We start from the raw sequence: 25,635 nt of genomic DNA, 5'->3' as shown, positions 1-25,635 counted from the left end.
GCGTCGACCAAAGGAAGGGACTTTGTGAGCACTGCCGGCAGATCGATCCTGATGGTCGACGACGACCAGGACATTCGCGAACTGTTGCAAACCTACCTGAGCCGTTCCGGCTTCCAGGTGCATGCCGAGGCCGATGGCCAGGGCTTTCGCCAGGCATTCGACAGCACCCCGTGCGACCTGGTGATCCTCGACGTGATGCTGCCCGACGAAGACGGCTTCAGCCTGTGCCGCTGGGTGCGCCAGCACCCGCGCCTGTCACGGGTGCCGATCATCATGCTCACCGCCAGCTCCGACGAGGCCGACCGGGTCATCGGCCTCGAGCTGGGTGCCGATGACTACCTGGGCAAACCCTTCAGCCCACGCGAGCTGCAGGCGCGGATCAAGGCCCTGCTGCGCCGCGCCGAATTTGGCCAGGTGGCCCCCGCCAGCGCTGTGCTGGTGTTCGACGACTGGCGCCTGGATACCATCAGCCACCGCTTGTTCCACCGCGACGGCGAAGAGGTGGTGCTGTCCGGCGCCGACTTTGCCCTGCTCAAGCTGTTTCTCGACAACCCGCAGCAGATCCTCGACCGCGACACCATCGGCAACGCTACCCGTGGCCGTGAACCGATGCCGCTCGACCGCATCGTCGACATGGCAGTCAGCCGCCTGCGCTCGCGCCTGCGCGACACCGACAAACCGCCGCGGCTGATCCGCACCGTGCGCGGCAGTGGCTACCTGTTGGCGGCGCATGTCTGCCCCGGCCACTGAGCGCCGCTGGCGCCTGCTGCCGCGCTCGTTGCTGGGGCGCATGCTGCTGCTGACCCTGCTGGTGGTGCTGCTCGCCCAAGGCCTGTCGAGCCTGATCTGGGTCGCTCAGTTGCGCGCCAGCCAGCTGCAGGGCCTGCAGGCCAGTGCGCGCAGCCTGGCGCACTCGATGAGCGCCAGTGTCAGTTACTTCCGCTCGTTGCCGGTGGCCTACCGGCCGATGGTCCTCGACCAGTTGCGCAGCATGGGCGGCACGCGCTTCTTCGTCTCGCTCAACGACAAGCCGCTGGGCATGGCTGCGTTGCCGATCACCGCGCGCAAACAGGCGGTGATCGACGTGTTCCAGGACGTGCTGCACGAGCGCCTGGGGCAGCAGATCGAGGTCTCCGTCGAGTTCGTCAGCCCCGATGACCTGCGCATCTTCAACAGCGGCCTGAAGCTCGACGAATTGCCGCGCTCGTGGGCGCATTACTCACTGACCCTGGAACCCCTCAACCCGCCGGTGCTGGTCACCCAGATCCGCCTGGGCGAGGGCGAATGGCTGTACATCGCGTCGCTGTTGCCGGAGCCGTACACCAGCCTCGAGGCCGAACGGCTGCCACGTCAGCAGATTGGCTTCATCGCCCTCACCACCGCCCTGTTGCTGCTGTTCATCGGCCTTCTGGTGCATTGGCAGAGCCGCCCGTTGAAGCGTCTGGCGCGGGCCGCGCGGGAGCTGTCGCTGGGCGCCGACGTGGCGCCGGTGACCGAAGGCGGGGGCAGCGAAGTGGTCGAAGTGGGGCGTGCCTTCAACAACATGCGCGAGCGCATCAGCCGCTACCTGACCGAGCGCAGCCAGCTGTTCAGCGCCATTTCGCATGACCTGCGCACGCCGATCACGCGGTTGCGCCTGCGCGTCGAACTGCTCGAGGACGAGGCCCTGCAAGTGAAATTCAGCCGCGACCTGGACGAGCTCGAGTTGCTGGTCAAGGGTGCGCTGCAGTGCGTGAAGGACACCGATATCCACGAGAACATCGAGCCGATCGACCTCAACCAGTTGCTCGAGACGCTGGCCGAGCCGTACCTCGGCGACGGCCGTATCACCCTTGAAGGGCGCGCCCTGGCGCCGTATCCGGGCAAGGCGCTGGCGCTGCGCCGGTGTATCGGCAACCTGGTCGACAACGCCATCAAGTACGGTGAGCGCGCGCACCTGCGGATCATCGACGGCGCCGAAGACTTCGTGTTGCAGGTCGACGACCAGGGGCCTGGGGTGCCGCAGCAGCAGATGGAGCAGGTGTTCGTGCCGCATTTTCGCCTGGCCGGGCAGCAGCAGGGCTATGGCCTGGGCTTGGGGATCGCGCGCAACATCGCTCACAGCCATGGTGGCGAGGTGAGCCTGCTGAATTTGCGCGACGGTGGCCTGCGGGTGACCTTGTGCCTGCCGCGCATGGCCGAGTGACCGCGAACGGGCTCAATCCTCGAGCATGTAACCGCCAGGTGACATTCGTACAGCGCTTCGTTACCTGGTGGGCCGCATCGGCTTATTACACTCTTCTGCAACGCAAGCGACAGTCTTGCACTGCATAACAACAAGAAAGGTACTTCGATGAACTCCACTCTGCGCCTCACCGCCGCGATCTCTCTTGCCTCACTGCTACCTCTCAGCGCGCTCGCCGCCGATTCCAAAGGCAGTGTCGAAGTGGTGCACTGGTGGACCTCCGGTGGCGAGAAAGCCGCCGTCGACGTGCTCAAGGCCCAGGTCGAGAAAGACGGCTTCACCTGGAAGGACGGCGCAGTGGCAGGCGGCGGTGGTGCCACCGCCATGACCGTGCTGAAGAGCCGTGCGGTGGCCGGCAACCCGCCGGGCATCGCCCAGATCAAAGGCCCCGACATCCAGGATTGGGCCTCCACCGGGTTGCTCGACAGCGACGTGCTCAAGGATGTCGCCAAGGCCGAGAACTGGGATGGCCTGCTGGAAAAGAAAGTCGCCGACACGGTGAAGTTCGAAGGTGACTATGTGGCCGTGCCGGTCAACATCCACCGGGTCAACTGGCTGTGGATCAACCCTGAAGTGTTCAAGAAGGCCGGCATCGCCAAGCCGCCGACCACCCTCGATGAGTTCTACGCCGCCGCTGAAAAACTCAAGGCCGCAGGCTTCATCCCGCTCGCCCACGGTGGCCAGCCGTGGCAGGACAGCACCGTGTTCGAAGCCGTGGTGCTCTCGGTGATGGGCGCTGATGGCTACAAGAAGGCCATGGTCGACCTCGACAACGCCACGCTGACCGGCCCGCAGATGGTCAAGGCGCTGACCGAGCTGAAAAAGATCGCCACCTACATGGACGCCGACGGCAAGGGCCAGGACTGGAACCTCGAGGCGGCCAAGGTCATCAATGGCAAGGCCGGCATGCAGGTCATGGGCGACTGGGCGAAGAGCGAGTGGACCCTGGCCAAGAAGGTCGCCGGCCAGGATTACCAGTGCGTGCCGTTCCCCGGCACCGACAAGGCATTCACCTACAACATCGACTCGCTGGTGGTGTTCAAGCAGAAGGACGCCGGCACCTCGGCGGGCCAGCAGGACATCGCCAAGGTGGTCATGGGCCAGGACTTCCAGAAGCTCTTCAGCAGCAACAAGGGCTCTATTCCGGTGCGCAAGGACATGCTTGCGGACATGGCCGGGCATGGCTTCGATGCCTGCGCGCAGACCTCGGCCAAGGACTTCCTGGCTGACGCCCAGACCGGCGGCCTGCAGCCGAGCATGGCGCACAACATGGCGACGAACCTCGCCGTGCAGGGGGCGTTCTTCGATGTGGTGACCAACTACATCAACGACCCCAAGGCGGACCCGGCCGACGCTGCGAAGAAGCTCGGCGCCGCCATCCAGGCCGCTCAGTAGCGTCTGTTGAATCGTCGGGGCCGCTGCGCGGCCCATCGCGACACAAGGCCGCTCCCACAGGGACCGCGCTCGACATGAATTCCTGGCTTGCCGGGATCTCTGTGGGAGCGGCCTTGTGTCGCGAAAGGGGCGCGCAGCGCCCCCATTCCCTCCTGACCGACAGGTATCGCACGCATGAATACCTTGACCGCCCGCCTGCGGGCCTCACCCCTGGACGCCTTGCAGCGCTGGCTACCGAAGCTGGTACTGGCGCCGAGCATGTTCATCGTCCTGGTGGGCTTCTACGGCTACATCCTCTGGACCTTCGTCCTCTCGTTCACCACCTCGACCTTCCTGCCGACCTACAAATGGGCCGGCCTGGCCCAGTACCAGCGGCTGTTCGACAACGACCGCTGGTGGGTGGCGAGCAAGAACCTGCTGCTGTTCGGCGGCCTGTTCATCGGCATCAGCCTGGTCATCGGTGTGCTGCTGGCGGTATTGCTCGACCAGCGCATCCGCCGCGAAGGCTTCATCCGCACGATCTACCTTTACCCCATGGCACTGTCGATGATCGTCACCGGCACCGCCTGGAAGTGGCTGCTCAACCCTGGCATGGGCCTCGACAAGCTGCTGCGTGACTGGGGCTGGGAGGGCTTTCGGCTGGACTGGCTGATCGACCCCGACCGGGTCGTCTATTGCCTGGTCATCGCGGCGGTGTGGCAGGCCTCGGGCTTCATCATGGCGATGTTCCTCGCCGGCCTGCGCGGGGTCGATCAGTCGATCATCCGCGCCGCCCAGATCGACGGCGCGAGCCTGCCACGGATCTACTGGCAAGTGGTGCTGCCGAGCCTGCGCCCGGTGTTTTTCAGTGCGCTGATGATCCTCTCGCACATCGCCATCAAGAGCTTCGACCTGGTGGCCGCGATGACTGCCGGCGGCCCGGGTTACGCCTCCGACCTGCCGGCCATGTTCATGTACGCGTTCACCTTCAGCCGCGGCCAGATGGGCATGGGCTCGGCCAGCGCGATCCTCATGCTCGGAGCCATTTTGGCGATCCTGGTGCCTTACCTGTACTCCGAGCTGAGGGCCAAGCGCCATGACTAGTCGCCTCGACACGCCGTCGATCAGCCTCGGGCGGATCGCCATTCACGCGGTGCTGATCCTGGCCGTGCTGCTGTACCTGGTGCCGCTGGTAGTGATGCTCCTGACCAGCTTCAAGACCCCCGAAGACATCGGCGCCGGCAACCTGCTGAGCTGGCCGACGGTGTTCACCGGCATCGGCTGGGCCAAGGCCTGGGCCACGGTCAGTGGTTACTTCTGGAACTCGATCATGATCACCGTGCCGGCGGTGCTGATCTCCACCACGATTGGTGCGCTCAACGGCTACGTGCTGTCGATGTGGCGCTTTCGCGGCTCGCAGCTGTTCTTCGGCCTGCTCCTGTTCGGCTGCTTCCTGCCGTTCCAGACCGTGCTCCTGCCAGCCTCGTTCACCCTCGGCAAGCTCGGCCTGGCCAGCACCACCAGCGGCCTGGTGCTGGTGCATGTGGTGTACGGCCTGGCTTTCACCACGCTGTTTTTCCGCAACTACTACGTGACCATTCCCGACGCGCTGGTCAAGGCGGCGCGGCTGGATGGCGCCGGCTTCTTCACCATCTTCGGGCGGATCATCCTGCCGATGTCGACACCGATCATCATGGTCTGCCTGATCTGGCAGTTCACCCAGATCTGGAACGACTTCCTGTTCGGCGTGGTGTTCTCCAGTGGCGATTCGCAGCCGATCACCGTGGCCCTGAACAACCTGGTCAACACCAGCACCGGGGCCAAGGAATATAACGTCGACATGGCCGCGGCAATGATCGCCGGCCTGCCAACCCTGCTGGTCTACATCGTCGCGGGCAAGTATTTCGTGCGCGGGCTGACCGCTGGCGCCGTCAAGGGGTAAGTCATGGCAACACTCGAACTTCGCAATGTAAACAAGAGCTACGGCGCGGGCCTGGCAGACACGCTCAAGGACATCCAGCTGGCCATCGAGGACGGTGAATTCCTGATCCTGGTCGGCCCTTCCGGCTGCGGCAAGTCGACCTTGATGAACTGCATCGCCGGCCTGGAAAGCATCAGCGGTGGGGCGATCCTGATCGACCAGCAGGACGTCAGCGGCATGAGCCCGAAGGACCGCGACATCGCCATGGTGTTCCAGTCCTACGCGCTGTACCCGACCATGAACGTGCGCGACAACATCGCCTTCGGCCTGAAGATCCGCAAGCTGCCCCAGGCCGCGATCGACGAAGAAGTGGCGCGGGTGGCCAAGCTGCTGCAGATCGAGCACCTGCTCACGCGCAAGCCGGGCCAGCTCTCCGGTGGCCAGCAACAGCGGGTGGCGATGGGCCGGGCATTGGCCCGGCGGCCCAAGCTCTACCTGTTCGACGAGCCGCTGTCGAACCTCGACGCCAAGCTGCGGGTGGAGATGCGCACCGAAATCAAGTTGATGCACCAGCGCCTGAAGACCACCACGGTGTACGTCACCCACGACCAGATCGAGGCGATGACCCTCGGTGACAAGGTGGCGGTGATGAAGGACGGCATCATCCAGCAGTTCGGCACGCCGCAGCAGATCTACAACGACCCGGCCAACCAGTTTGTCGCCAGCTTCATCGGCTCGCCGCCGATGAATTTCATTCCGGTCCGCCTGACCCGCCAGGACGGCCGCCTGTTGGCCCTGCTCGACAGTGGCCAGGCGCGTTGTGAGCTGCCCCTGGGCGTGGCCACCGATGCCTTCGACGGGCGCGAGGTGATCCTCGGCGTGCGCCCTGAGCAGATCAGCCTGGGCGCAGGGGAGGGCAATGGCCTGCCGGCGATCCGTGCCGAGGTGCAGGTCACCGAGCCCACCGGGCCCGACCTGCTGGTGTTCGTCACCCTCAACCAGACCAAGGTCTGTTGCCGGCTGGCACCGGATGTCGCCTGCCAGGTCGGCGACAGCCTTGATCTGCTGCTGGATCCGGCGCGGGTGTTGCTGTTCGACGCGCACAGCGGTGAGCGCCTGGACCTGTCCAGTGCCGCCGCACCACTCAAGGACAACGTGGCTCGCTTCAAGGGCCGTTGAAACGTCTATCCATAACAAAAAAAGAGGACGCAAAGGGATGAACCATCGCAAACGCATCAGGACGTTGGGCTCGCTGGCGCTGCTGACACTGGTCGGCAGCAGCGGCGCGCAGGCCGCCGAGGCCTTTTCCAGTGAATCGAAATGGATGACCGGTGACTGGGGCGGCGCCCGCACCGAGCTGCTGGACAAGGGCTACGACTTCACCCTCGACTATGTCGGCGAGGTGGCCGGCAACCTCAACGGTGGCTACAACGACGACAAGACTGCGCGCTACAGCGACCAGTTCGCCCTTGGCGTGGCACTCGACCTGGAAAAGATCCTCGGCTGGGGCGACACCGAGTTCAAGCTGGCGATCACCGAGCGCAGTGGCCGCAACCTGTCCAACGACCGCATCAGTGACCCACGCGCCGGGCAGTTCAGCTCGGTGCAGGAAGTCTGGGGCCGTGGCCAGACCTGGCGGCTGACGCAGATGTGGATCAAGCAGAAGTACTTCGACGGCGCGCTGGACGTGAAGGCCGGCCGTTTCGGCCCAGGCGAAGACTTCAACAGCTTCCCTTGCGACTTCCAGAACCTGGCGTTCTGCGGCTCGCAGGTCGGTAACTGGGTGGGTGGCATCTGGTACAACTGGCCCGTCAGCCAGTGGGCGCTGCGGGTGAAATACAACATCACGCCGGAGTTCTTCGTCCAGGTCGGTGCCTTCGAGCAGAACCCGTCGAACCTGGAAACCGGCAACGGCTTCAAGCTCAGTGGCAGCGGCACCAAAGGCGCCATCGTGCCGGTGGAGGCGGTCTGGTCGCCCAAGGTCAATGGCCTGCCGGGTGAATACCGGCTGGGTTACTACTACAGCACGGCCGAGGCCGAGGACATCTACGAGGACGTCAACGGCAACCCGCAGGGCCTCAGCGGCGCCGGCTTCAAGTCGCACTCCAGCAAGCACGGCTGGTGGGTGGTCGCGCAGCAGCAGGTCACCGCGCATGGCGGCGACGTCAGCCGCGGCCTGAGCCTGTTCGCCAACTTCACCGTGCACGACAAGGCGACCAACGTGGTCGACAACTACCAGCAGGTCGGCCTGGTCTACAAAGGCGCGTTCGATGCCCGCCCCAAGGACGACATCGGCTTCGGCATCGCCCGCATCCACGTCAACGACGACGTGAAAAAACGCGCCGAGCAGCTCAATGGGCTGAGCGGCATCAACGACTACGACAACCCGGGCTTCGTCCCGCTGCAGCGCACCGAGTACAACGCCGAGCTGTACTACGGCTTCCATGTCACCAACTGGCTGACCGTGCGGCCCAACCTGCAGTACATCAAGAGCCCTGGGGCGGTCGATGAAGTGGACAACGCGCTGGTCGCGGGCTTGAAGATTCAGTCGTCATTCTGAGGCGAATTGTTGTAAATTTACGCCATCCATTCCCGGCTTCCCGACAACCACTGGTCTGCAGTGGTTGTCGGGTTCAGGCCGAGACAGCGCTATCTCAAACAACAAGAGCTTTGGAACCATGCCTGAACATCCGCTACATCGCTTCTTCTGCGCGCAACGGCCAAGGCCGACGTTCGAGTGGGAGCGTTATCAGCAGCGCGATGTGCTGATCATCGATCATCCCCGTTGCCAGGCGGTGTTCAGCCGTCAGGGCGCCCAGCTGCTGCACTTCCAGCCCGCCGGCGAGCGGCCGTGGCTGTGGTGCGCGGAGCAATGGCCAGAGGTCGGCGCGATCCGCGGCGGGGTGCCGGTGTGCTGGCCATGGTACGGCCGCCATCCCAGTGAAGACCTGTGGCCGGCGCATGGCTGGGCGCGGCTGCTGGACTGGAAGCTGATCGACAGCAGTGAAGATGAAGAAGGCGTGAGCCTGAAGTGGCGGCTGGACCTGTGCGACTGGCAGGTCGACCTGCACGCCCGGCTCGGCAGCCGCATGGAGCTGAGCCTGAGCACCGAGCACCAGGACAGCGAACCCTGCCAGCTGAGCCATGCGCTGCTGGCCTACTGGCGGATCAGTGACGTTTCAGAGATAGCGCTGTCTGGGCTCGAGGACATCGACGGCTATGACCGCCTGAGCCGCCAGGCCTGCCGCGAACACGGCGCGTTGAAGCTCAAGGGCAGTTGCCAGAAGGTCTATCCCGGCACGCCGCGTGTGCAACTGCACGACCCGGCCTGGCAGCGCGAGCTGTGCATCGATACCGGCGACAGTGACGACACCGTGGTCTGGCACCCGGGCAACCGGCCGCTGATGGGCGTCAGCGGGCGCGAGAGCCAGGGCTTTGTCTGCGTCGAGGCCGCCAGTGGCAGCGACGCCGGCCTGAGCCTGGCGCCGGGGCAGCGCGCGCACCTGCGGTTGCAGGCGCACCGGCTCAATTGAGCTCGTCGTCTTCGATCGGGTAACGGCTGGCGTTGAGGCTTTCCTTGATCTTGCGCAGGTGCGGCTGGAAGTCCACGCCGCGGCGCAGGGTCATGCCGGTGGCGAGCACGTCGAGCACGGTCAGCTGGATGATCCGCGAGGTCATCGGCATGTAAATGTCGGTGTCTTCCGGCAGCGGGATGTGCAGGCTCAGGCTGCAGGCGCCGGCCAGCGGCGAGCCGGCGGCGGTCAGGCCGAGCACCGAGGCGCCGTTTTCGCGGGCCACGCGCGCCACTTCGACCAGCTCGCGGGTGCGCCCGGTGTAGGAAATGATCACGAACAGGTCGCCGGTGTGCGCGACCGAGGCGAGCATGCGCTGCATCAGTACGTCGGCGTGGGCCGACACCGCCAGGTTGAAGCGGAAGAACTTGTGCTGGGCGTCGAGGGCCACCGGTGCCGAGGCGCCGAGGCCGAAGAAGTGGATCTGCCGGGCCTGGATCATCATGTCCACCGCGCGGCTGATCTGTTGCGGGTCGAGCTGCTGGCAGGCACTGTCGAGCGAGGCGATGGCGCTGCCGAAGATCTTCTGCGTGTAGGCGGCCGGATCATCGTCGGCCTCGACCGCGCGGCTGACATAGGCAGCGCCGCTGGCCAGGCTCTGGGCCAGTTGCAGCTTGAGCTCGGGGTAGCCACTGACGCCGAACGAGCGGCAGAAGCGGTTGACCGTCGGTTCACTGACCTTGGCCGCCTGGGCCAGGGCGGCGATGCTGAAGCGGGTGGCTTGTTGCGGGTTGAGCAGGATGACTTCGGCGACTTTGCGTTCGGCCTTGTTCAGCTCGTCGAGGCGTCCCTGGATCTGCTCCAGGAGGTTGCGCACGCGGTCCATGGTATGTCCTTGGGTCGAGAAGACAGCCGGCTGGCGTTGCAGCAGGCTTTTTGCAGGGTTGTCTATCGTACTGTCGGTAGGGTGGATCTACCACTTGTCTGTCACACTTGTCGGTAATGTTGTGGTTTTTACTACATTGATACTTGAAAAGCGCGTTTGAACACGATATTCCTAGGCCAACTTTAGGGAAAGAACCAACATCATGGCTGCGATCAGTGTTGAACCTTGCACCTTTGCCCTGTTTGGCGCCCTCGGCGACCTGGCACTGCGCAAGCTGTTCCCCGCGCTCTATCAGCTCGACCGGGCCGGCTTGCTGCACCCGGATTCACGCCTGCTGGCGCTGGCCCGCGAGGCCGGTAGCAGCGAGGAGCACCTGGCCAGCATCGAGGCCCATCTGCACCGTCATGTGCCCAATGCCGACCTCGAGAGCGCAGCGCTGGGGCGTTTCCTGGCGCGCTTGAGCTACCTGCACCTGGACTTTCTGCAACCCGAGGGGTATCAGGTGCTGGCCGAGCAGGCCGCCCGCGAGCTGCCGCTGATCGCCTACTTCGCCACACCGGCGGCGGTGTACGGGGCCATCTGCGAAAACCTCGACAAGGCCGGCCTGGTCGAACGCACCCGCGTGGTGCTGGAAAAGCCCATCGGTCACGATCTCGAGTCATCGCGGCGGGTCAACGACGCCGTGGCGCGGTTCTTCCCGGAGAGCCGGGTCTATCGCATCGACCATTACCTGGGCAAGGAGACGGTGCAGAACCTGATTGCCCTGCGTTTTGCCAACAGCCTGTTCGAAACCCAGTGGAACCAGAACTCCATCTCCCACGTGGAGATCACGGTGGCCGAAAAAGTCGGCATCGAAGGCCGCTGGGGCTACTTCGACAAGGCCGGCCAGCTGCGCGACATGATCCAGAACCACCTGCTGCAGCTGCTGTGCCTGATCGCCATGGACCCGCCCAGCGACCTCTCTGCCGACAGTATCCGTGACGAGAAGGTCAAGGTCCTCAAGGCCCTGGCACCGATCACCGGCGAGGCCCTGAGCACCGCCGTGGTGCGTGGCCAGTACATCGCCGGCTACAGCGAGGGCAAGCCGGTACCGGGCTACCTGGAAGAGCCCAACGCCAACGCCCAGAGCGATACCGAAACGTTTGTCGCGCTGCGTGCCGACATCCGCAACTGGCGCTGGTCGGGTGTGCCGTTCTACCTGCGCACCGGCAAACGCATGCCCGGCAAGCTGTCGCAGATCGTCATCCACTTCAAGGAAACCCCGCACTACATCTTCGCCCCGGAACAGCGTTTGCAGATCGGTAACAAACTGATCATCCGCCTGCAGCCGGACGAAGGTATCTCTTTACGGGTGATGACCAAGGAGCAGGGCCTGGACAAGGGCATGCAACTGCGCAGTGGCCCGCTGCAACTGAATTTCTCCGACACCTGGCACAGCGCGCGGATCCCCGATGCCTACGAGCGGCTGTTGCTGGAAGTGATGCGCGGCAACCAGAACCTGTTCGTGCGCAAGGACGAGATCGAATACGCCTGGCAATGGTGCGACCAGTTGATCGCCGGCTGGAAGAACACTGGCGAAGCGCCCAAGCCCTATGCGGCGGGGTCGTGGGGGCCGATGAGCTCGATTGCACTGATAACAAGAGACGGGAGGTCGTGGTATGGCGATATCTGAACTGCAACTGCCAGGCGGGGTGACGACGCACTCACTGGCCGATTCCAAGGCCCTGGCCGCGACCCTCGCGGGGGATGTCGCCGAGCGCCTGCGCCAGGCCATCGCCGCCAAGGGCCAGGCCTGCCTGGTGGTGTCTGGCGGGCGCAGCCCGGTAGCGTTTCTCGAGCAATTGGCGGCCGAGCCGCTGGACTGGTCCAAGGTGACCGTCAGCCTGGCAGACGAACGTTGGGTGCCGGTCGAGCATGCCGACAGCAATGCCGGGCTGCTCGCCCGTCACCTGCTCAAGGGCCCGGCGGCCAAGGCGCGCTTTGTCGGCTTGTACCAGCCTGCCGGCAACCTTGACGCCGCCGCCGAACAGGCCGACCAGGCCCTCGCCGAGCTGCCGCCGATCGACGTGCTGGTGCTGGGCATGGGCGACGATGGCCATACCGCCTCGCTGTTCCCGGCCAGCCCGCTGCTGCGTCAGGGGCTGGCCAAGGTCGGTGAGCGCCGGGTGTTGCCGATGCTCGCGCCGAGCGTGCCGCACCAGCGCCTGTCGCTGACCCGCGCCGTGCTCGCCAGTGCCGCCTTTACCGCGCTGTCCGTGCAAGGCGAGGGCAAACTCGCTACCCTGCGCGCCGCGCTGGCGGGCGACGACCCCAGCGAAATGCCGATTCGCGCCTTTCTTCAAGACCCCCTGGACATCTACTGGTGCCCATGAGCCAAGGATCCACTGTCATGACCACCCTCGAACGCCCACAGCCTTTGCTCTCGATGGCCGAAAAAACCGCCCGGATCGACTCTATCTGCGACCAGGCGCGGATCCTCCCGGTGATCACCATCGCCCGCGAGCAAGACATCCTGCCGCTGGCCGATGCCTTGGCCGCCGGCGGCATCCGCACCCTGGAAGTCACCCTGCGCTCCGAGCATGGCCTGAAGGCTATCCAGGTGCTGCGCGAGCAGCGCCCTGAGTTGTGCATCGGTGCCGGCACCGTGCTCGACCGCGGCATGTTTGCCGCGGTACAGGCGGCGGGCGCGCAGTTTGTCGTGACCCCGGGGATTACCCAGGACATTCTCGAAGCGGGCGTGGACAGCGATATCCCGTTGTTGCCGGGCATCAGCACGCCGTCGGAAATCATGATGGGCTACGCGCTGGGCTATCGCCGCTTCAAGCTGTTTCCGGCGGAGATCAGCGGCGGCGTGGCGGCCATCAAAGCCTTTGGCGGGCCGTTCGGCGATATCCGTTTCTGCCCTACCGGTGGGGTCAATCCGGCCAACGTGCGCAACTACATGGCCCTGTCCAACGTGATGTGCGTGGGCGGGACCTGGATGCTCGACAGTGGCTGGATCAAGAATGGCGACTGGGCGCGGATTACCGAGTGCAGTGCCGAGGCGTTGGCATTGCTGGACTGAACGCGTTCGTTAAGTGTTACCCGGCCGCAACCTGAATGAGCCAGGAAACCTTTCATGATTTGTCGCACGGCCTGTTTCTTCTAGGGTGGCGACGTCATGAATGACTCAATTCAAGGAGTGGCCAGTGAGCATTATCGATAAGCAGATCATTGAAAAGATCAACTGGATGCCGGAGAAAAGCGGTAGTTATGAAATTGATAACTACTTGCTCGGCGAGTCGGGTCAGTCGCTCAATCCCGGTTGCTGGGTGCGAGGCAGAACCGTGTACGGGGATATGTGGGTCTGGAACCAGAACTGGGGGACTTACAGTGTTCCGGTGTTTGCCTACCTCGACCATCTCCAGACCATTCGTATACCCAGCGACACCAAGTACACGCACGCCGTTGAGGTTACCCAGGGCTATAGCGCGTCTGTGACCGAGACCATGGAGACTGAAGTGTCTCTGGGTAATGGATTTATCCTGGCAGGCGCCGGAGGCGTGAAGCTTTCCAGCAGTTACACCGAGGGTATCCATGGCTCGACCAAGCGCACTCAGTCGTTTGAGATTCAAGGGCCGGGGGTTTACAACTTCTACCAGGTGCACCTGGTGTTTGCCCACCTGGTGACTTCGGCTGGCCATCTGGATGGGATGTTCCAGTACTCTCAGGTGAAAACAGTGGATGAGCAGCGCGAGGACTTGTGCTTCCTGACCTCTGTGGCGACTGACACCGTGGTGCCGGTCATGGCCGAATCTTCGATTACACCGCTGACGTGGCATGAAGTGCAGCGGGCGGTACTCATGAAAGGCTACAAGATCGCCGATAACAGCGGTCGCTGGCTGTTCCATACCACGGCGTACAACCGACCCGGTTCTCGCTACTGAGCACTGTCAGGCCCTATAAATACAAAGCCCGCAGAGTCTGCGGGCTTTGTTGCAACGGTGGGTGGCTCAGGCCGCCTTCGCCTCCTGCTGGCTCAGCGAGCGGTTAAGCGCGCTGAACAGGGCCTTGAAGCTGGCCGTGGTGATGTTTTCATCGATGCCCACGCCATGCACCGGACGCCCACCGGCGACCCGCAGTTCGATGTACGCCGCCGCCTTGGCAGTGGTGCCCGCGGCAATCGCGTGCTCGTTGTAGTCCATGATCTCCACGGCAATCGGCAGGCCGGCCACCAGGGCTTCCAGGGCGCCATTGCCCTTGCCGCGCCAGTGCAGGGTGGTCTCGCCTTCACCGGCGACTTCCACTTCCACGGCGCTGTGGCCGTTTTCTTCCTGCAGGCGATGGCTGACCAGCGCGTACGGGGTGTTGGCCTGCAGGTACTCTTTGTGCAGCAGGCTGTGGATCTGCTGGGCAGTCATTTCCAGGCCCAGACGGTCGGTCTCGCCCTGAACCACCTGGCTGAACTCGATCTGCATGCGGCGTGGCAGGCTGATGCCGTATTCCTGCTCGAGCAGGTAGGTGATGCCGCCCTTGCCGGACTGGCTGTTGACGCGGATCACCGCCTCGTAGCTGCGGCCGATGTCGGCCGGGTCGATCGGCAGGTACGGCACTTCCCACAACTCGCTGTCCTGGACCTTGGCGAAGCCCTTGCGGATGGCGTCCTGGTGCGAGCCGGAGAAGGCGGTGTGGACCAGGTCGCCGACATACGGATGACGTGGGTGCACCGGCAGCTGGTTGCACTCCTCGACCACCTTGCGCACGCCGTCGATGTCGGAGAAGTCCAGCTTCGGGTCGATGCCCTGGGTGTAGAGGTTCAGCGCCAGGGTCACCAGGTCGACGTTGCCGGTACGCTCGCCGTTGCCGAACAGGCAGCCTTCGGCACGGTCGGCGCCGGCCATCAGGCCCAGTTCGGTGGCGGCGATGCCGGTGCCACGGTCGTTGTGGGTGTGCAGGCTGATCAGCACGCTGTCGCGACGGTTGACGTTGCGGCAGAACCACTCGATCTGGTCGGCGTAGACGTTTGGCGTCGACACTTCGACGGTGGCCGGCAAGTTGAGGATGATCTTGTGCTCAGGCGTCGGGTTCCACACTTCGATTACCGCATCGCAGACTTCCTTGGCGAACTCCAGTTCGGTGGCGCTGAAGGTCTCGGGCGAATACTGGAAGGTCCAGTGGGTCTCTGGCTGCTGGGCGGCGTATTTGACGAACAGCTTGGCCGCGTTCACCGCGATGTCCTTCACGCCCTGCTTGTCCTGGTTGAATACGATGCGGCGGAACGACGGGCTGGTAGCGTTGTACAGGTGGACGATGGCCTTCTTGGCCCCGCGCAGCGACTCGAAGGTACGCGCGATCAGGTCTTCACGGGCCTGGGTGAGCACCTGGATGGTGGTGTCGTCAGGGATATGGCCGTCTTCGATCAGGGTGCGCACGAAGTCGAAGTCGGTCTGCGAGGCAGACGGGAACGACGCTTCGATCTCCTTCACGCCGACCTGCACCAGGGTCTTCCAGAACCGCAGCTTCTTCTCCGCGTCCATTGGCTCGATCAGCGACTGGTTGCCGTCACGCAGGTCCGAGCTGCACCAGATCGGCGCCTCGGTGATGGCCTTGGAGGGCCAGGTGCGGTCGGGCAGGTCGATGGTCGGGAATGCGCGGTATTTCTTCGAAGGGTCTTTGAGCATGGTCATGGAAGTAATCCTTTGATGTGCGGCCGAGATCGGGCCTGCCGAACGATAACGAGATGAAAAGGCGAGGCGACGCGATTCACCCTGGTAGTCGTGCACTGACCAGGCAGAGGCTGCGGTGTTGACGGAGCAGAATGAGGGTGGTGAAGGTTTTCATGCCCTCAACCCTAACCAGAGCGGTGAGGGATGGCAAGTGTTCGGAAAAAATTGAGAGGAATGCTTAAAAAAAGCGCTTGTGCGAGATTTTATATCGACATCGGAGTGTATGGTTGATGTCGGTTGCGCAGTGCTTTTGCTTGGCGCAACTAGCAACCCCTGTGGCGGCCTCTTCGCGGGTAAACCCGCTCCCACAGGGATTGCGTCGATCCTGAGCTCGCCGCAGCCCCCTGTAGGAGCGGGTTTACCCGCGAAAAGGGCGACGCGGTCTCAGGGCTGAAACGCACCGATGAAGATCGCCGGGTCCACCCGTGCATCGTTCAGGCTGACGTTCCAGTGCATGTGCGGCCCGGTCGCCCGCCCGGTCGCGCCGACACGGCCGACCACCTCGCCACGGCGCAACTGCTGCCCCGGCTTAACGTCGATTTTCGACATGTGGCAGAACATGCTGATAAAGCCCTGGCCATGGTCGACGAACACCGTCCGGCCATTGAAGAAGTAATCGCCGATGAGGATCACCTTGCCATTCGCCGGAGTCTTGATCGGCGTGCCCGCCGGCACCGCGAAGTCCAGGCCGGCATGCGGGTTGCGCTCTTCACCGTTGAAGAAGCGGCGCACGCCAAACTTGCTCGACAGCGGGCCGTTGACCGGCTTGTCGAGGACCAGGTTGCTCGGCAGGTTGGGGCTGAAGCTGCGGTAGGCCTTGATCTGCTCGGCAAGCTCGCGGTCGATGCGCTTGAGGTCGGCGGGGTCCGGATTGACCTGGCGCTTGTTCTTCAGGGTGATGTGCTGCTCGGGGTATTTCTTGCTGGCGACGGTGAACGGCAGGCTGCGTGAGCCCTCGCTCAGGGTGGCGGTGCCCGGCTTCTGGGTCAGCGGGATGCCGACGATGGCCAGCCAGGCGTCCTGCTCCTTGACCACCAGCACCGGCTTACCGTCGAAGCGGGCATTCGGCGCGCTGGCAGCGGGGCCGAGGTCGACCACGGCCACCCCGCCCGGTACTGGCTTGTTGAGGGTGCGGGTGATGTAGCTGGCCTGGGCGCCGGTGGCCAGCAGGGCAAGCGAGAGGGCAAGCAGGGGAGCGAGCAGGCGGGGCATGTGTCAGTCCAGTAGCGAAAGGGTGACCGGAGTCTGGTGGTTGTCCTCGACCCGCACCTGCAGTTCGCCTTCGTTCAGGCGAGCGGTCAGGCGTTGGCCGTTGCGGGTCTGCGCGGCGCTGCGGATCGCCTGGCCACGGTCGTCGAGCAGGATGCTGTAGCCGCGCGCCAGGGTAGCCAGCGGGCTGACCACCTGCAGCGTCTGCAGTTGCGCCTGGAAGCGTTGCCGGCGGTCCTTGAGCACCTCGCGCATGGCCCGCGGCAACCGCTCGGCGAGGCTGTCCAGGCGTTGCTCGAGGAGCTTCAGGGTGCGTCCCGGATGCTGCGCGGACAACCGCGTGTCGAGCCGCCCGAGGCGCTCGTGGCGTTTGCTCATGGTCAGCGCGAAGGCCCGGCGCAGGCGCATGTCCAGGTCGTCCAGGCGCTGCGCCTGCTGGCGCAGCCGTTCACCGGGGTGGCGCAGGCGCCGGGCCAGGCCGTCGACGCGCAGGCGGTCATGGCTGAGGCGGTTCTGGATGCGCAGCAACAGGCGCCGCTGCAGGCTCTCGAGGCGCAGCTGCAGGCCGCTGCTGTCGGGTGCCAGCAGTTCGGCGGCGGCCGACGGCGTCGGCGCGCGCACGTCAGCGACGAAGTCGCTGATCGACACGTCGGTCTCGTGGCCCACCGCGCTGACGATCGGCGTCACGCAGGCGGCGATGGCGCGGGCCACGGCCTCTTCGTTGAAGCACCAGAGGTCTTCCAGCGAGCCCCCGCCACGGGCCAGGATCAGCGCATCGAAACCGCGGCTGTCGGCCAGGCGCAGGGCGCGCACGATCTGGTTGATCGCCTCGCGGCCCTGTACCGCAGTGGGGATCAGGTTCAGCTCGACCTGCGGCGCGCGGCGGCGGAACACGCTGATGATGTCGCGGATCACCGCACCGGTGGGCGAGGTGATGATGCCGATGCGTTGCGGGTGGGCGGGCAGCGGTTGCTTGCGCTCGGTGCTGAACAGCCCCTCGGCGCCGAGTTTTTCCTTCAGCGCCTCGAAGGCCAGGCGCAGCGCGCCGTCACCGGCGGGCTCGACGGTGTCGAGGATCAGCTGGTAGTCGCCACGGCCCTCGAACAGCGAAACCTTGCCGCGCACCCGCACGGCCAGGCCGTCACGCAGGGCCTGGCGGACCCGCGTGGCGTTCTGCCGGAACAAGGCGCAGCGCACTTGGGCGCCGCTGTCCTTGAGGGTGAAGTAGATGTGGCCTGAGGCCGGGCGGGCCAGGTTGGATATCTCGCCTTCCACCCAGACGTTGCGGAACACGTCCTCGAGCAGCACGCGGGCACGGCCGTTCAGTTGGCTGACGGTGAGGACCTCGCGCTCAAGGCCGAGTCGTTCGAAAGGGTCTTTGATCATGCCGGGCATCATAAAGGACGCGGCGCAGTTGTGCATCGGTCGCTGAAATGCAGGTAAGGCAGTGCTGGCCCTTTCGCGGGGCAAGCCCGAATGCCAGTCAGTCAAGAAGCTGGGGCGGCTACGCAGCCCTTTCCGACCGGTCCGGCGCCCCGGCAAGGCAGCTCCCACGCCGACCGCGTGATGCCCATGTTTTTTGCGTGTGTTCGCTGTAGATGCGTTGGGCGTTGGGGGCTTATCCGTTCCCTGTGGTGGCGCTTATGGCCCCTTCCGCCCTTACGGCGGGTTACTTTTTTTCTTGGAAAAAAGTAACCAAAAACCGCCGGCTCCCACATCCGGCCCTCCGCTGCGCTGCGGGTTCCCTCACTCCGGCCTCCTGAGGTCGCCAAGTTAGGGGTGGCGCCTGGGCTGGCGTTATCTTCGATAGTGGCATGGGTGGTGGATATTCGGGCCTCATCGCGGGCAAGCCCGCTGCTACAAGGACCGCGCCGACCTGTAGGAGCGGGCTTGCCCGCGATGGCCGGAAGGTCAATGCAAATTCTGGCGCTGCCGCGCTGTACCGCCCTTATAAACAAGCGAGAGCGCAGCGATTCGCCAGCCGTTGCCCTGGCCCTTGATCTGGCCCCTGATCTTGATCTGGCTTGTGATCTTGATCTACTGCGACTTCAGGAGGCCGAACGGAGGTCCTCGCGGGAGCAAGACCGGAGTGAGGGAATCCCGCTTCGAGCGGGACTGATGCAGGAGCAAGCGGTTTTTGGTTACTTTTTTCCAAGAAAAAAAGTGACCCGCCGTAAGGGCGGAAGGGGCCAGTGGCCGCACCACACCAACCGGATACGCTCAATAATCGAAACGCGCCCCCACCAGCAACTATCCCAATAACCCGTGAAGAACCCTGGGGCGCCGATGCGACTTGCTCCGCGAAAGAGCCATCAACCGTGCATCGCTTCCACGAACTGGCGCACCAGTGCGCCGGCATCGCGTCTGCAGGCCAGCGCCACGGTGCTGCTGCAATCCTCTTCAAGCGGTACGAAGGGTACCGATGGCGGTGCGATGTCGCGCATGCACGCCGGCAGCAGCGCCACCCCGAACCCTGCCTGAATCAGCTGCAACTGCGTGGTCTTGCGCGAAACCACCTGCGCGGCCTGCGGAAAGAACCCCGCCTGCATGCACAGCGAGGCCGACAGGTAGCTCAAGCCGCCGCGCTGGCGATGCGGGATGGAAATGAACCGCTCGTCACGCAATTGCTCCAGGTGAACGCTGTGCGCAGCCGCCAATGGATGCTGCGCTGCCACTGCCAGCAGCAAGGGCTCGCTGAACAACGCATGGACCTCGATGCCTTCATGCTGGCGCAACACCGGCAAGCGCAGCAGGCCGATTTCCAGGCGGCCCTCGGCAATGTCCTCCAGCTGGGCTTCCGACGATTGCTGGGCAATCTCCAGTGACACCCCTGGGTTGCCTTGCAGGTAGCCCCCCAGCCGCGTCAACAGCCCACCGGTCAGCGGCACGGTGCTGGAGTGGTTTAACCGCAGGCTGCCGCGCAGCCCCTGGCCGATCTCGCGGGTCAGACGCTCGGCCTTGTCCAGGTCGGCCAGCAACTGCCGGGCACGCTCGAGAAAGGCCATGCCCGCCGCCGTCAGGCGCGGCAAACGCGCCGTGCGTTCGAACAACTGGGTCTCGAGCTGCTGTTCCAGCTCCTTGACCTGCCGGCTCAAGGCCGACTGGGCGATGAACAGGCGCTCGGCGGCGGCGCTGAAGCTGCCGCATTCGGCGATTTCGACGAAGTAGCGTAACTGGCGGATCGACGTCATGCTTTTTCGAGATGGGTAGTGAGGGAAAGGCATATTAGTCGGCATGGCTCGCCGCTGGCTAACCTTTCCCTGACCCCTCTGGAATCCAGCGCATGTTTGCCCAACTGTCTTTCTCCGCCTTCGACTGGCTGCCGATCCTGCTCGGCGTCGGCATCGCCTACATCGTCTTCGGCATCGCCGGCTTCGGCACCGCACTGGTGGCCGGGCCGGTGTTGATCCATTTCATGCCGCTGGCGAAGATCATTCCGTTGCTGGTGCTGCTGGATTTCGTCGCCGCCTTTGGTAACTGGCTGCCGGCGCGCAAGGCGGTGGCGCGCGACGAACTGCTGCGGCTGCTGCCGTTCATGGCGCTGGGCTGCAGTCTTGGCGTGGTCTTCCTGTTGCAGCTCAAGTCCGATCTGCTGCTGTTGCTGATGGGTTTATTCGTCACCGCCTATGCGCTCTACAGCCTGATGGTGAAGGTCCGGCCGGCACGCCTCAAGGGCCTTTGGGCGGCCCCGATGGGGACCGTCGGTGGGCTGTTTGGCGCGCTGTTCGGCAGCGGCGGGTTTCTCTACGCGATCTACCTCAATGCGCGGCTGGACTCCAAGGAGCAGGCCCGCGCCACCCAGAGCGCGCTGATCAGTTGCAGCACGGTGGTGCGTCTGTCGCTGTTCCTCATCGCCGGCGTGTATGCCGACACCGGCCTGCTGCTGCTCGCGGCCTGCCTGCTGCCGGTGATGCTGGTCGGCCTTTGGGTGGGCAGGCACCTGACCCTGAAACTGTCGCGCGAAGCCTTCGTGCGGCTGGTCACCTGGCTGGTGCTGGCCAGCGGCCTGGCGCTGATTGGTCGCTACCTGAGCGGCTGAGCAGGCGGTAGAATTGGCAGATTACCGAAGTCCCAGGCCTGCCTTGTTCATGAACACCCAGAGCATCATCGTCCCCAAGCTGTCCACCGTCCCGGCGCACGAGGCCCGTGCGCGGGCGATCCTGCGCTGGCTGGTGCGTGAAAAGATCATCGAGGAGCAGCCGAGTACCTGCGGTCGCACCGGTAACCGAATGGGCTATGCCTTGGCGGCGGGCGCGCGCAAGATTGCCCTGCACCCCGAGAAGCTGCCGTTCGATCAGCCGGTCAACGGCCTGGAAGTGATGCTCAAGCGCTGCATCTATACCCCCGCCGAGGGGTTTCTCGAAGAAGCCGGCTGCCCAGAGTGCCGACGCGAGGTCGGCGAGCCGCTGTTCGAGAGCCTGGAAGAGTGGATGCCCGGGGTCAGTGACAACTTCACCTGCCCGCTGTGCGCGTTCGAAGACGACATCAATGGCTTTCTGTTTCTGCAGCCATGTGCCTTTTCCAACCTGGGGTTCATCTTCAACAACTGGGGCGAGGCCGGTTTTACCCCGGCCTTCCTCGCCGCCTTTGCCGACTGGCTCGACCAGAAAGTGGCGGTTGTGCAGGTAAAACTGCCATAGGCCTGACCGAAGGCCCTTATTTTGCATTGAGCGGCGCGCCGTGCATGAGTATAATGGCGCGCTTCCATTTTTCCCGCCCGGGAGCCCCCGCGATGCTGCGTATCAGCCAAGAAGCCCTGACCTTCGACGACATTCTCCTTGTACCTGGTTATTCCGAGGTACTGCCCAATGAAGTCAGTCTCAAGACCCGTTTGACCCGTGGCATCGAGCTGAACATTCCGCTGGTTTCCGCCGCCATGGATACCGTGACCGAAGCACGTCTGGCCATCGCGATGGCCCAGGAAGGCGGCATCGGCATCATCCACAAGAACATGACCATCGAGCAGCAGGCCGGCGAAGTTCGCAAGGTCAAGAAGTTCGAGGCTGGCGTGGTCAAGGACCCGATCACCATCGAGGCCGACGCCACCGTGCGTGACCTGTTCGACCTGACCCGCCTGAACAACATCTCCGGTGTGCCAGTGCTGGCCAACGGCGACCTGGTCGGCATCGTCACCTCGCGTGACGTGCGCTTCGAGACCCGCCTGGACGCCAAGGTCCGCGACGTGATGACGCCTAAAGAGCGTCTGGTCACCGTCCGCGAAGGCGCCGACAAGAACGAAGTCCGCGAGCTGCTGCACAAGCACCGCCTGGAAAAAGTCCTGATCGTCGACGAACACTTCAGCCTCAAGGGCATGATGACCGTCAAGGACATCGAAAAGGCCAAGGCCTACCCGCTGGCCAGCAAGGACGACCAAGGCCGTCTGCGCGTCGGCGCTGCCGTCGGTACCGGCAAGGACACCGGCGAGCGCGTAGCCGCGCTGGTTGCCGCTGGCGTTGACGTGGTCGTGGTCGACACCGCCCACGGTCACTCCAAAGGCGTGATCGACCGCGTGCGCTGGGTCAAGGAAACCTACCCGCAAGTGCAGGTGATCGGCGGCAACATCGCCACCGGCGCTGCCGCCAAGGCCCTCGCCGAAGCCGGCGCTGACGCCGTCAAGGTCGGTATCGGCCCAGGCTCGATCTGCACCACGCGCATCGTCGCCGGTGTCGGCGTGCCGCAAATCAGCGCCATCGCCAACGTCGCCGCTGCGCTTGAAGGCACTGGCGTACCGCTGATCGCCGACGGCGGCATCCGTTTCTCGGGTGACCTGTCCAAGGCCATCGTCGCCGGCGCTTCGTGCGTCATGATGGGTTCGATGTTCGCCGGTACCGAAGAGGCCCCGGGCGAGGTCGAGCTGTTCCAGGGTCGCTCGTACAAGGCCTACCGCGGCATGGGCTCGCTGGGTGCCATGGCACAGGCGCAAGGCTCGTCCGACCGTTACTTCCAGGACTCCTCGGCCGGTGCCGAGAAGCTGGTGCCGGAAGGTATCGAAGGCCGTGTGCCGTACAAGGGCGCCCTGTCGGCGATCATCCACCAGCTGATGGGCGGCCTGCGTTCGTCCATGGGCTACACCGGCAGCGCGACCATCGACGAGATGCGCACCAAGCCGGAGTTCGTACGCATCACCGGTGCCGGCATGGCCGAGTCCCACGTGCATGACGTGCAGATCACCAAGGAAGCGCCAAACTACCGCGTAGGCTGAGGCTTCCAGCATCACTAGCAAGCGGGGCTGTTACGACAGCCCCGTGTCGTTTCCGATTTCCACTGACGAGATTGAGTCATGGCCCTCGACATTCACGCTCACCGCATCCTGATCCTCGATTTCGGTTCCCAGTACACCCAGCTGATCGCCCGCCGCGTGCGCGAGATCGGTGTCTACTGCGAACTGCACCCGTTCGACATGGACGATGAAGCGATCCGCGAATTCAACCCGCGCGGCATCATCCTCGCTGGCGGCCCAGAGTCTGTCCACGAAGCCAACAGCCCGCGCGCGCCGCAGGCCGTGTTCGACCTGAACGTACCGGTGCTGGGCATCTGCTACGGCATGCAGACCATGGCCGAACAGATGGGCGGCAAGGTAGAAGGCTCCGAGCTGCGCGAGTTCGGTTACGCTCGCGTCGACGTGGTCGGCAAGAGCCGCCTGCTGGACGGCATCGAAGACCACATCGACGACGACGGCGTATTCGGCCTCGACGTCTGGATGAGCCACGGTGACAAGGTCACCAAGATGCCAGAAGACTTCCACGTCCTGGCCAGCACCCCGAGCTGCCCGATCGCCGGCATGTTCGACGACAAGCGCGGCTACTATGGCGTGCAGTTCCACCCTGAGGTGACCCACACCAAGCAGGGCGGTCGCATCCTCTCGCGCTTCATCCTCGACATCTGCGGTTGCGATGCCCTGTGGACCCCGTCGCAGATCGTCGAAGACGCCATTGCCCAGGTGCGTGAGCAGGTCGGTTCGGCCAACGTCCTGCTGGGCCTGTCCGGCGGCGTCGACTCGTCGGTGGTTGCCGCGCTGCTGCACCGCGCGATTGGCGACCAGCTGACCTGCGTGTTCGTCGACAACGGCCTGCTGCGCCTGCACGAAGGCGAGCAGGTGATGGCCATGTTCGCCGAGAACATGGGCGTCAAGGTGATCCGCGCCAACGCTGAGGCCCAGTTCCTGGGCAACCTGGAAGGCGAAGCCGACCCGGAGAAGAAGCGCAAGATCATCGGCCGCACCTTCATCGACGTGTTCGATGCCGAAGCCAGCAAGCTGGACAACATCCAGTTCCTCGCCCAGGGCACCATCTACCCGGACGTGATCGAGTCGGCTGGCGCCAAGAGCGGCAAGGCCCACGTGATCAAGTCGCACCACAACGTCGGTGGCCTGCCAGAGGAAATGAACCTCAAGCTGGTCGAGCCGCTGCGTGAGCTGTTCAAGGACGAAGTCCGCAAGATCGGCCTCGAGCTCGGCCTGCCGTACGACATGGTCTACCGCCACCCGTTCCCAGGCCCGGGCCTGGGCGTGCGGATCCTCGGTGAAGTGAAGAAGGAATACGCCGACATCCTGCGTCGCGCCGACCACATCTTCATCGAAGAGCTGCGCAAGGCCGACTGGTACCACAAGACCAGCCAGGCCTTCGTGGTGTTCCAGCCGGTGAAGTCGGTAGGTGTCGTGGGCGACGGCCGTCGCTACGCCTGGGTCGTGGCCCTGCGCGCCGTCGAGACCGTGGACTTCATGACCGCGCGCTGGGCGCACCTGCCGTACGAGCTGCTGGAGACTGTCAGCGGCCGTATCATCAACGAGATCGAAGGCATCTCGCGGGTGACCTACGACGTGTCGAGCAAGCCGCCTGCGACCATCGAGTGGGAGTGAGGTTTGTTTTCAACTATCTGATTTTATTGTAAAAAATAAGAACTGATAGTGATCTTTACTACGTCATCAATGGCGTTTTTAATGGCGCCCATCGTACGTATGTGAGAGAGCTACATCGATACCATGTCCCGGACAAGGAATGCCGGCATGGTATCGAGAACGCTTAGCAGCGCAGATGTCAGCAATAACTGTTTGCCCATCTCCCCCTAGGGTGTTGGCGTGTGTATTGAAGAATTTCACGCGCAGCCTTCAACCCGCGCAGATTTCCGGCTAGAAGTTATCAATCGCGTTGCACATTGACACCTTCCCCGCTGGCTGCGGTTGGACCATCGCCCACTGCTTGCCGCCCGCCTCCAATTCATCCAGCTGGAACGAACAGTCCGCCGACATGGTGGCCTGCACCATGTAGTCCACGCCAGGCCGAGGCACAAAGGTCATGGTCTTGGCACACTGCAGCCAACACCAATGCTGTGCCATACAGTCCGTTGCGTAGATTGTTCATTCCCTGTGTCCTTTTGGTGATGGATTAACGGCGGCCGTCGCACACCGGCGATTCGCCAATACGACCGAGCTTGCACATGTCCAAGTTATCTTTGCGTTTGTAGCCTGCGTCTTTCATGCAATAGAAGTTCAGTAACCTCACATCGATTGGCGACCTGTCTCCTGCGCCATCAACATTGGTATATCCGCACGCACGCATCGCAGCAATGATCCCTGTCTGCGATACGGCCTCCTTGTACCATTTTGTGTAATCCGGAGCCGGCGGTTGAAAGCCCCTTCCTGTGCAGCCAACCAGTAACACAGCGCAAAAACTCAGCAACAGGCTCCTCGTGAACATGGCGTTCTTCCTTATGGGTTGACTCGGATAAGTGTGAGACGCCGTAGGGTGAGTCGCTCTAGAAGGGTTTGCAAGCGGCCCCGGCATCCTCATAGCGGTTATGCATTG

The 25,635-nt window shown here is 63.9% G+C and carries 22 protein-coding genes; 16 read left to right on the top strand and 6 right to left on the bottom strand.

Annotated features, from left to right (window positions below; all coding sequences use genetic code 11):
* Window positions 1-24 precede the first annotated feature (24 nt).
* The 8 genes from CCOS865_RS23305 to CCOS865_RS23270 all read left to right on the top strand — a co-directional run bounded on the left by CCOS865_RS23305 (window position 25) and on the right by CCOS865_RS23270 (window position 9,052).
* Window positions 25-750, top strand: a complete 726-nt coding sequence (locus CCOS865_RS23305) for a response regulator (RefSeq protein WP_119145274.1) — start codon at window positions 25-27, stop codon at window positions 748-750.
* Window positions 731-2,185 (top strand): ATP-binding protein, encoded by a 1,455-nt coding sequence (locus tag CCOS865_RS23300; protein ID WP_119145272.1) that lies wholly within the window; start codon window positions 731-733, stop codon window positions 2,183-2,185. The genes CCOS865_RS23305 and CCOS865_RS23300 overlap by 20 nt, the downstream gene beginning before the upstream one ends.
* Before the next feature lie 147 nt (window positions 2,186-2,332).
* Entirely contained in the window at window positions 2,333-3,619 is a 1,287-nt protein-coding gene (locus CCOS865_RS23295) for an ABC transporter substrate-binding protein (RefSeq protein WP_119145271.1), read from the top strand.
* Between the two features lie 174 nt (window positions 3,620-3,793).
* Window positions 3,794-4,702 carry a carbohydrate ABC transporter permease gene (locus CCOS865_RS23290; protein ID WP_119145269.1) on the top strand — a complete coding sequence of 303 codons (909 nt, stop codon included), beginning with the start codon at window positions 3,794-3,796 and terminating at the stop codon, window positions 4,700-4,702.
* A complete protein-coding gene (locus CCOS865_RS23285) occupies window positions 4,695-5,540 on the top strand; it encodes a carbohydrate ABC transporter permease (RefSeq protein ID WP_119145268.1) in 846 nt (281 codons plus the stop codon). Before CCOS865_RS23290 ends, CCOS865_RS23285 begins: the two co-directional genes overlap by 8 nt.
* 3 nt (window positions 5,541-5,543) lie before the next feature.
* On the top strand, window positions 5,544-6,698 hold the full coding sequence (locus tag CCOS865_RS23280; RefSeq protein WP_119145266.1) for an ABC transporter ATP-binding protein: 1,155 nt from the start codon (window positions 5,544-5,546) through the stop codon (window positions 6,696-6,698).
* A 37-nt stretch (window positions 6,699-6,735) separates the two neighbouring features.
* Window positions 6,736-8,079 (top strand): carbohydrate porin, encoded by a 1,344-nt coding sequence (locus CCOS865_RS23275; protein ID WP_119145264.1) that lies wholly within the window; start codon window positions 6,736-6,738, stop codon window positions 8,077-8,079.
* A 118-nt stretch (window positions 8,080-8,197) separates the two neighbouring features.
* The gene (locus tag CCOS865_RS23270) at window positions 8,198-9,052 is read left to right on the top strand and encodes a D-hexose-6-phosphate mutarotase (RefSeq protein WP_119145262.1); all 855 of its coding nucleotides are present in this window, start codon (window positions 8,198-8,200) and stop codon (window positions 9,050-9,052) included.
* On the opposite strand, the gene hexR is transcribed toward CCOS865_RS23270, so the two are convergent.
* Entirely contained in the window at window positions 9,045-9,908 is an 864-nt protein-coding gene (gene hexR, locus CCOS865_RS23265; RefSeq protein ID WP_208644562.1) for a DNA-binding transcriptional regulator HexR, read from the bottom strand. The two genes, CCOS865_RS23270 and hexR, sit on opposite strands and share 8 nt — an antisense overlap.
* A gap of 211 nt (window positions 9,909-10,119) precedes the next feature.
* Between hexR and zwf the strand changes: the two genes are divergently transcribed.
* The 4 genes from zwf (at window position 10,120) to CCOS865_RS23245 (ending at window position 13,843) form a co-directional block, all read left to right on the top strand.
* Window positions 10,120-11,589 (top strand): glucose-6-phosphate dehydrogenase, encoded by a 1,470-nt coding sequence (zwf, locus tag CCOS865_RS23260; RefSeq protein ID WP_119145258.1) that lies wholly within the window; start codon window positions 10,120-10,122, stop codon window positions 11,587-11,589.
* Window positions 11,576-12,289, top strand: a complete 714-nt coding sequence (gene pgl, locus CCOS865_RS23255) for a 6-phosphogluconolactonase (RefSeq protein WP_119145257.1) — start codon at window positions 11,576-11,578, stop codon at window positions 12,287-12,289. The genes zwf and pgl overlap by 14 nt, the downstream gene beginning before the upstream one ends.
* Before the next feature lie 17 nt (window positions 12,290-12,306).
* Complete coding sequence (locus tag CCOS865_RS23250; protein ID WP_119145256.1) at window positions 12,307-12,981, top strand: bifunctional 4-hydroxy-2-oxoglutarate aldolase/2-dehydro-3-deoxy-phosphogluconate aldolase; 675 nt, start codon at window positions 12,307-12,309, stop codon at window positions 12,979-12,981.
* Between the two features lie 124 nt (window positions 12,982-13,105).
* Complete coding sequence (locus CCOS865_RS23245; RefSeq protein WP_119145255.1) at window positions 13,106-13,843, top strand: monalysin family beta-barrel pore-forming toxin; 738 nt, start codon at window positions 13,106-13,108, stop codon at window positions 13,841-13,843.
* Window positions 13,844-13,909: 66 nt separating this feature from the next.
* On the opposite strand, the gene leuA is transcribed toward CCOS865_RS23245, so the two are convergent.
* The 4 genes from leuA to CCOS865_RS23225 form a co-directional block, all read right to left on the bottom strand.
* Window positions 13,910-15,583, bottom strand: a complete 1,674-nt coding sequence (gene leuA / locus CCOS865_RS23240; RefSeq protein ID WP_119145254.1) for a 2-isopropylmalate synthase — start codon at window positions 15,581-15,583, stop codon at window positions 13,910-13,912.
* A 423-nt stretch (window positions 15,584-16,006) separates the two neighbouring features.
* A complete protein-coding gene (locus tag CCOS865_RS23235) occupies window positions 16,007-16,834 on the bottom strand; it encodes a M23 family metallopeptidase (RefSeq protein WP_119145253.1) in 828 nt (275 codons plus the stop codon).
* 3 nt (window positions 16,835-16,837) lie between these two features.
* Entirely contained in the window at window positions 16,838-18,217 is a 1,380-nt protein-coding gene (gene xseA, locus CCOS865_RS23230; protein ID WP_119145252.1) for an exodeoxyribonuclease VII large subunit, read from the bottom strand.
* A gap of 926 nt (window positions 18,218-19,143) precedes the next feature.
* Window positions 19,144-20,022: a LysR family transcriptional regulator gene (locus tag CCOS865_RS23225; RefSeq protein WP_119145251.1), complete on the bottom strand. Its 879-nt coding sequence runs from the start codon at window positions 20,020-20,022 to the stop codon at window positions 19,144-19,146.
* A 92-nt stretch (window positions 20,023-20,114) separates the two neighbouring features.
* Between CCOS865_RS23225 and CCOS865_RS23220 the strand changes: the two genes are divergently transcribed.
* The 4 genes from CCOS865_RS23220 (at window position 20,115) to guaA (ending at window position 24,689) form a co-directional block, all read left to right on the top strand.
* On the top strand, window positions 20,115-20,870 hold the full coding sequence (locus CCOS865_RS23220; protein WP_119145250.1) for a sulfite exporter TauE/SafE family protein: 756 nt from the start codon (window positions 20,115-20,117) through the stop codon (window positions 20,868-20,870).
* Between the two features lie 49 nt (window positions 20,871-20,919).
* Window positions 20,920-21,471 (top strand): sugar ABC transporter ATPase, encoded by a 552-nt coding sequence (locus tag CCOS865_RS23215; protein WP_119145249.1) that lies wholly within the window; start codon window positions 20,920-20,922, stop codon window positions 21,469-21,471.
* Between the two features lie 92 nt (window positions 21,472-21,563).
* The gene (gene guaB / locus CCOS865_RS23210; protein WP_119145247.1) at window positions 21,564-23,033 is read left to right on the top strand and encodes an IMP dehydrogenase; all 1,470 of its coding nucleotides are present in this window, start codon (window positions 21,564-21,566) and stop codon (window positions 23,031-23,033) included.
* Window positions 23,034-23,111: 78 nt separating this feature from the next.
* Window positions 23,112-24,689 (top strand): glutamine-hydrolyzing GMP synthase, encoded by a 1,578-nt coding sequence (gene guaA / locus CCOS865_RS23205; RefSeq protein ID WP_119145244.1) that lies wholly within the window; start codon window positions 23,112-23,114, stop codon window positions 24,687-24,689.
* Between the two features lie 526 nt (window positions 24,690-25,215).
* Here the strand turns inward: guaA and CCOS865_RS28510 are convergent.
* Window positions 25,216-25,527: a hypothetical protein gene (locus CCOS865_RS28510; RefSeq protein WP_119145242.1), complete on the bottom strand. Its 312-nt coding sequence runs from the start codon at window positions 25,525-25,527 to the stop codon at window positions 25,216-25,218.
* Window positions 25,528-25,635: the final 108 nt, after the last annotated feature.

It is taken from the genome of Pseudomonas reidholzensis, assembly GCF_900536025.1.
Taxonomy (GTDB): domain Bacteria; phylum Pseudomonadota; class Gammaproteobacteria; order Pseudomonadales; family Pseudomonadaceae; genus Aquipseudomonas; species Aquipseudomonas reidholzensis.
This window is presented reverse-complemented; position numbering and strand designations above follow the sequence as displayed.

What these genes read in the sequence shown, in the direction of transcription:
- CCOS865_RS23300 (WP_119145272.1), top strand. Translation starts at nt 731, where the DNA reads ATGTCTGCCCCGGCCACTGAGCGCCGCTGGCGCCTGCTGCCGCGCTCG.
- CCOS865_RS23295 (WP_119145271.1), top strand. Translation starts at nt 2,333, where the DNA reads ATGAACTCCACTCTGCGCCTCACCGCCGCGATCTCTCTTGCCTCACTG.
- CCOS865_RS23290 (WP_119145269.1), top strand. Translation starts at nt 3,794, where the DNA reads ATGAATACCTTGACCGCCCGCCTGCGGGCCTCACCCCTGGACGCCTTG.
- CCOS865_RS23285 (WP_119145268.1), top strand. Translation starts at nt 4,695, where the DNA reads ATGACTAGTCGCCTCGACACGCCGTCGATCAGCCTCGGGCGGATCGCC.
- CCOS865_RS23280 (WP_119145266.1), top strand. Translation starts at nt 5,544, where the DNA reads ATGGCAACACTCGAACTTCGCAATGTAAACAAGAGCTACGGCGCGGGC.
- CCOS865_RS23275 (WP_119145264.1), top strand. Translation starts at nt 6,736, where the DNA reads ATGAACCATCGCAAACGCATCAGGACGTTGGGCTCGCTGGCGCTGCTG.
- CCOS865_RS23270 (WP_119145262.1), top strand. Translation starts at nt 8,198, where the DNA reads ATGCCTGAACATCCGCTACATCGCTTCTTCTGCGCGCAACGGCCAAGG.
- zwf (WP_119145258.1), top strand. Translation starts at nt 10,120, where the DNA reads ATGGCTGCGATCAGTGTTGAACCTTGCACCTTTGCCCTGTTTGGCGCC.
- pgl (WP_119145257.1), top strand. Translation starts at nt 11,576, where the DNA reads ATGGCGATATCTGAACTGCAACTGCCAGGCGGGGTGACGACGCACTCA.
- CCOS865_RS23250 (WP_119145256.1), top strand. Translation starts at nt 12,307, where the DNA reads ATGACCACCCTCGAACGCCCACAGCCTTTGCTCTCGATGGCCGAAAAA.
- leuA (WP_119145254.1), bottom strand. Translation starts at nt 15,583, where the DNA reads ATGACCATGCTCAAAGACCCTTCGAAGAAATACCGCGCATTCCCGACC.
- CCOS865_RS23235 (WP_119145253.1), bottom strand. Translation starts at nt 16,834, where the DNA reads ATGCCCCGCCTGCTCGCTCCCCTGCTTGCCCTCTCGCTTGCCCTGCTG.
- xseA (WP_119145252.1), bottom strand. Translation starts at nt 18,217, where the DNA reads ATGATCAAAGACCCTTTCGAACGACTCGGCCTTGAGCGCGAGGTCCTC.
- CCOS865_RS23225 (WP_119145251.1), bottom strand. Translation starts at nt 20,022, where the DNA reads ATGACGTCGATCCGCCAGTTACGCTACTTCGTCGAAATCGCCGAATGC.
- CCOS865_RS23220 (WP_119145250.1), top strand. Translation starts at nt 20,115, where the DNA reads ATGTTTGCCCAACTGTCTTTCTCCGCCTTCGACTGGCTGCCGATCCTG.
- CCOS865_RS23215 (WP_119145249.1), top strand. Translation starts at nt 20,920, where the DNA reads ATGAACACCCAGAGCATCATCGTCCCCAAGCTGTCCACCGTCCCGGCG.
- guaB (WP_119145247.1), top strand. Translation starts at nt 21,564, where the DNA reads ATGCTGCGTATCAGCCAAGAAGCCCTGACCTTCGACGACATTCTCCTT.
- guaA (WP_119145244.1), top strand. Translation starts at nt 23,112, where the DNA reads ATGGCCCTCGACATTCACGCTCACCGCATCCTGATCCTCGATTTCGGT.
- CCOS865_RS28510 (WP_119145242.1), bottom strand. Translation starts at nt 25,527, where the DNA reads ATGTTCACGAGGAGCCTGTTGCTGAGTTTTTGCGCTGTGTTACTGGTT.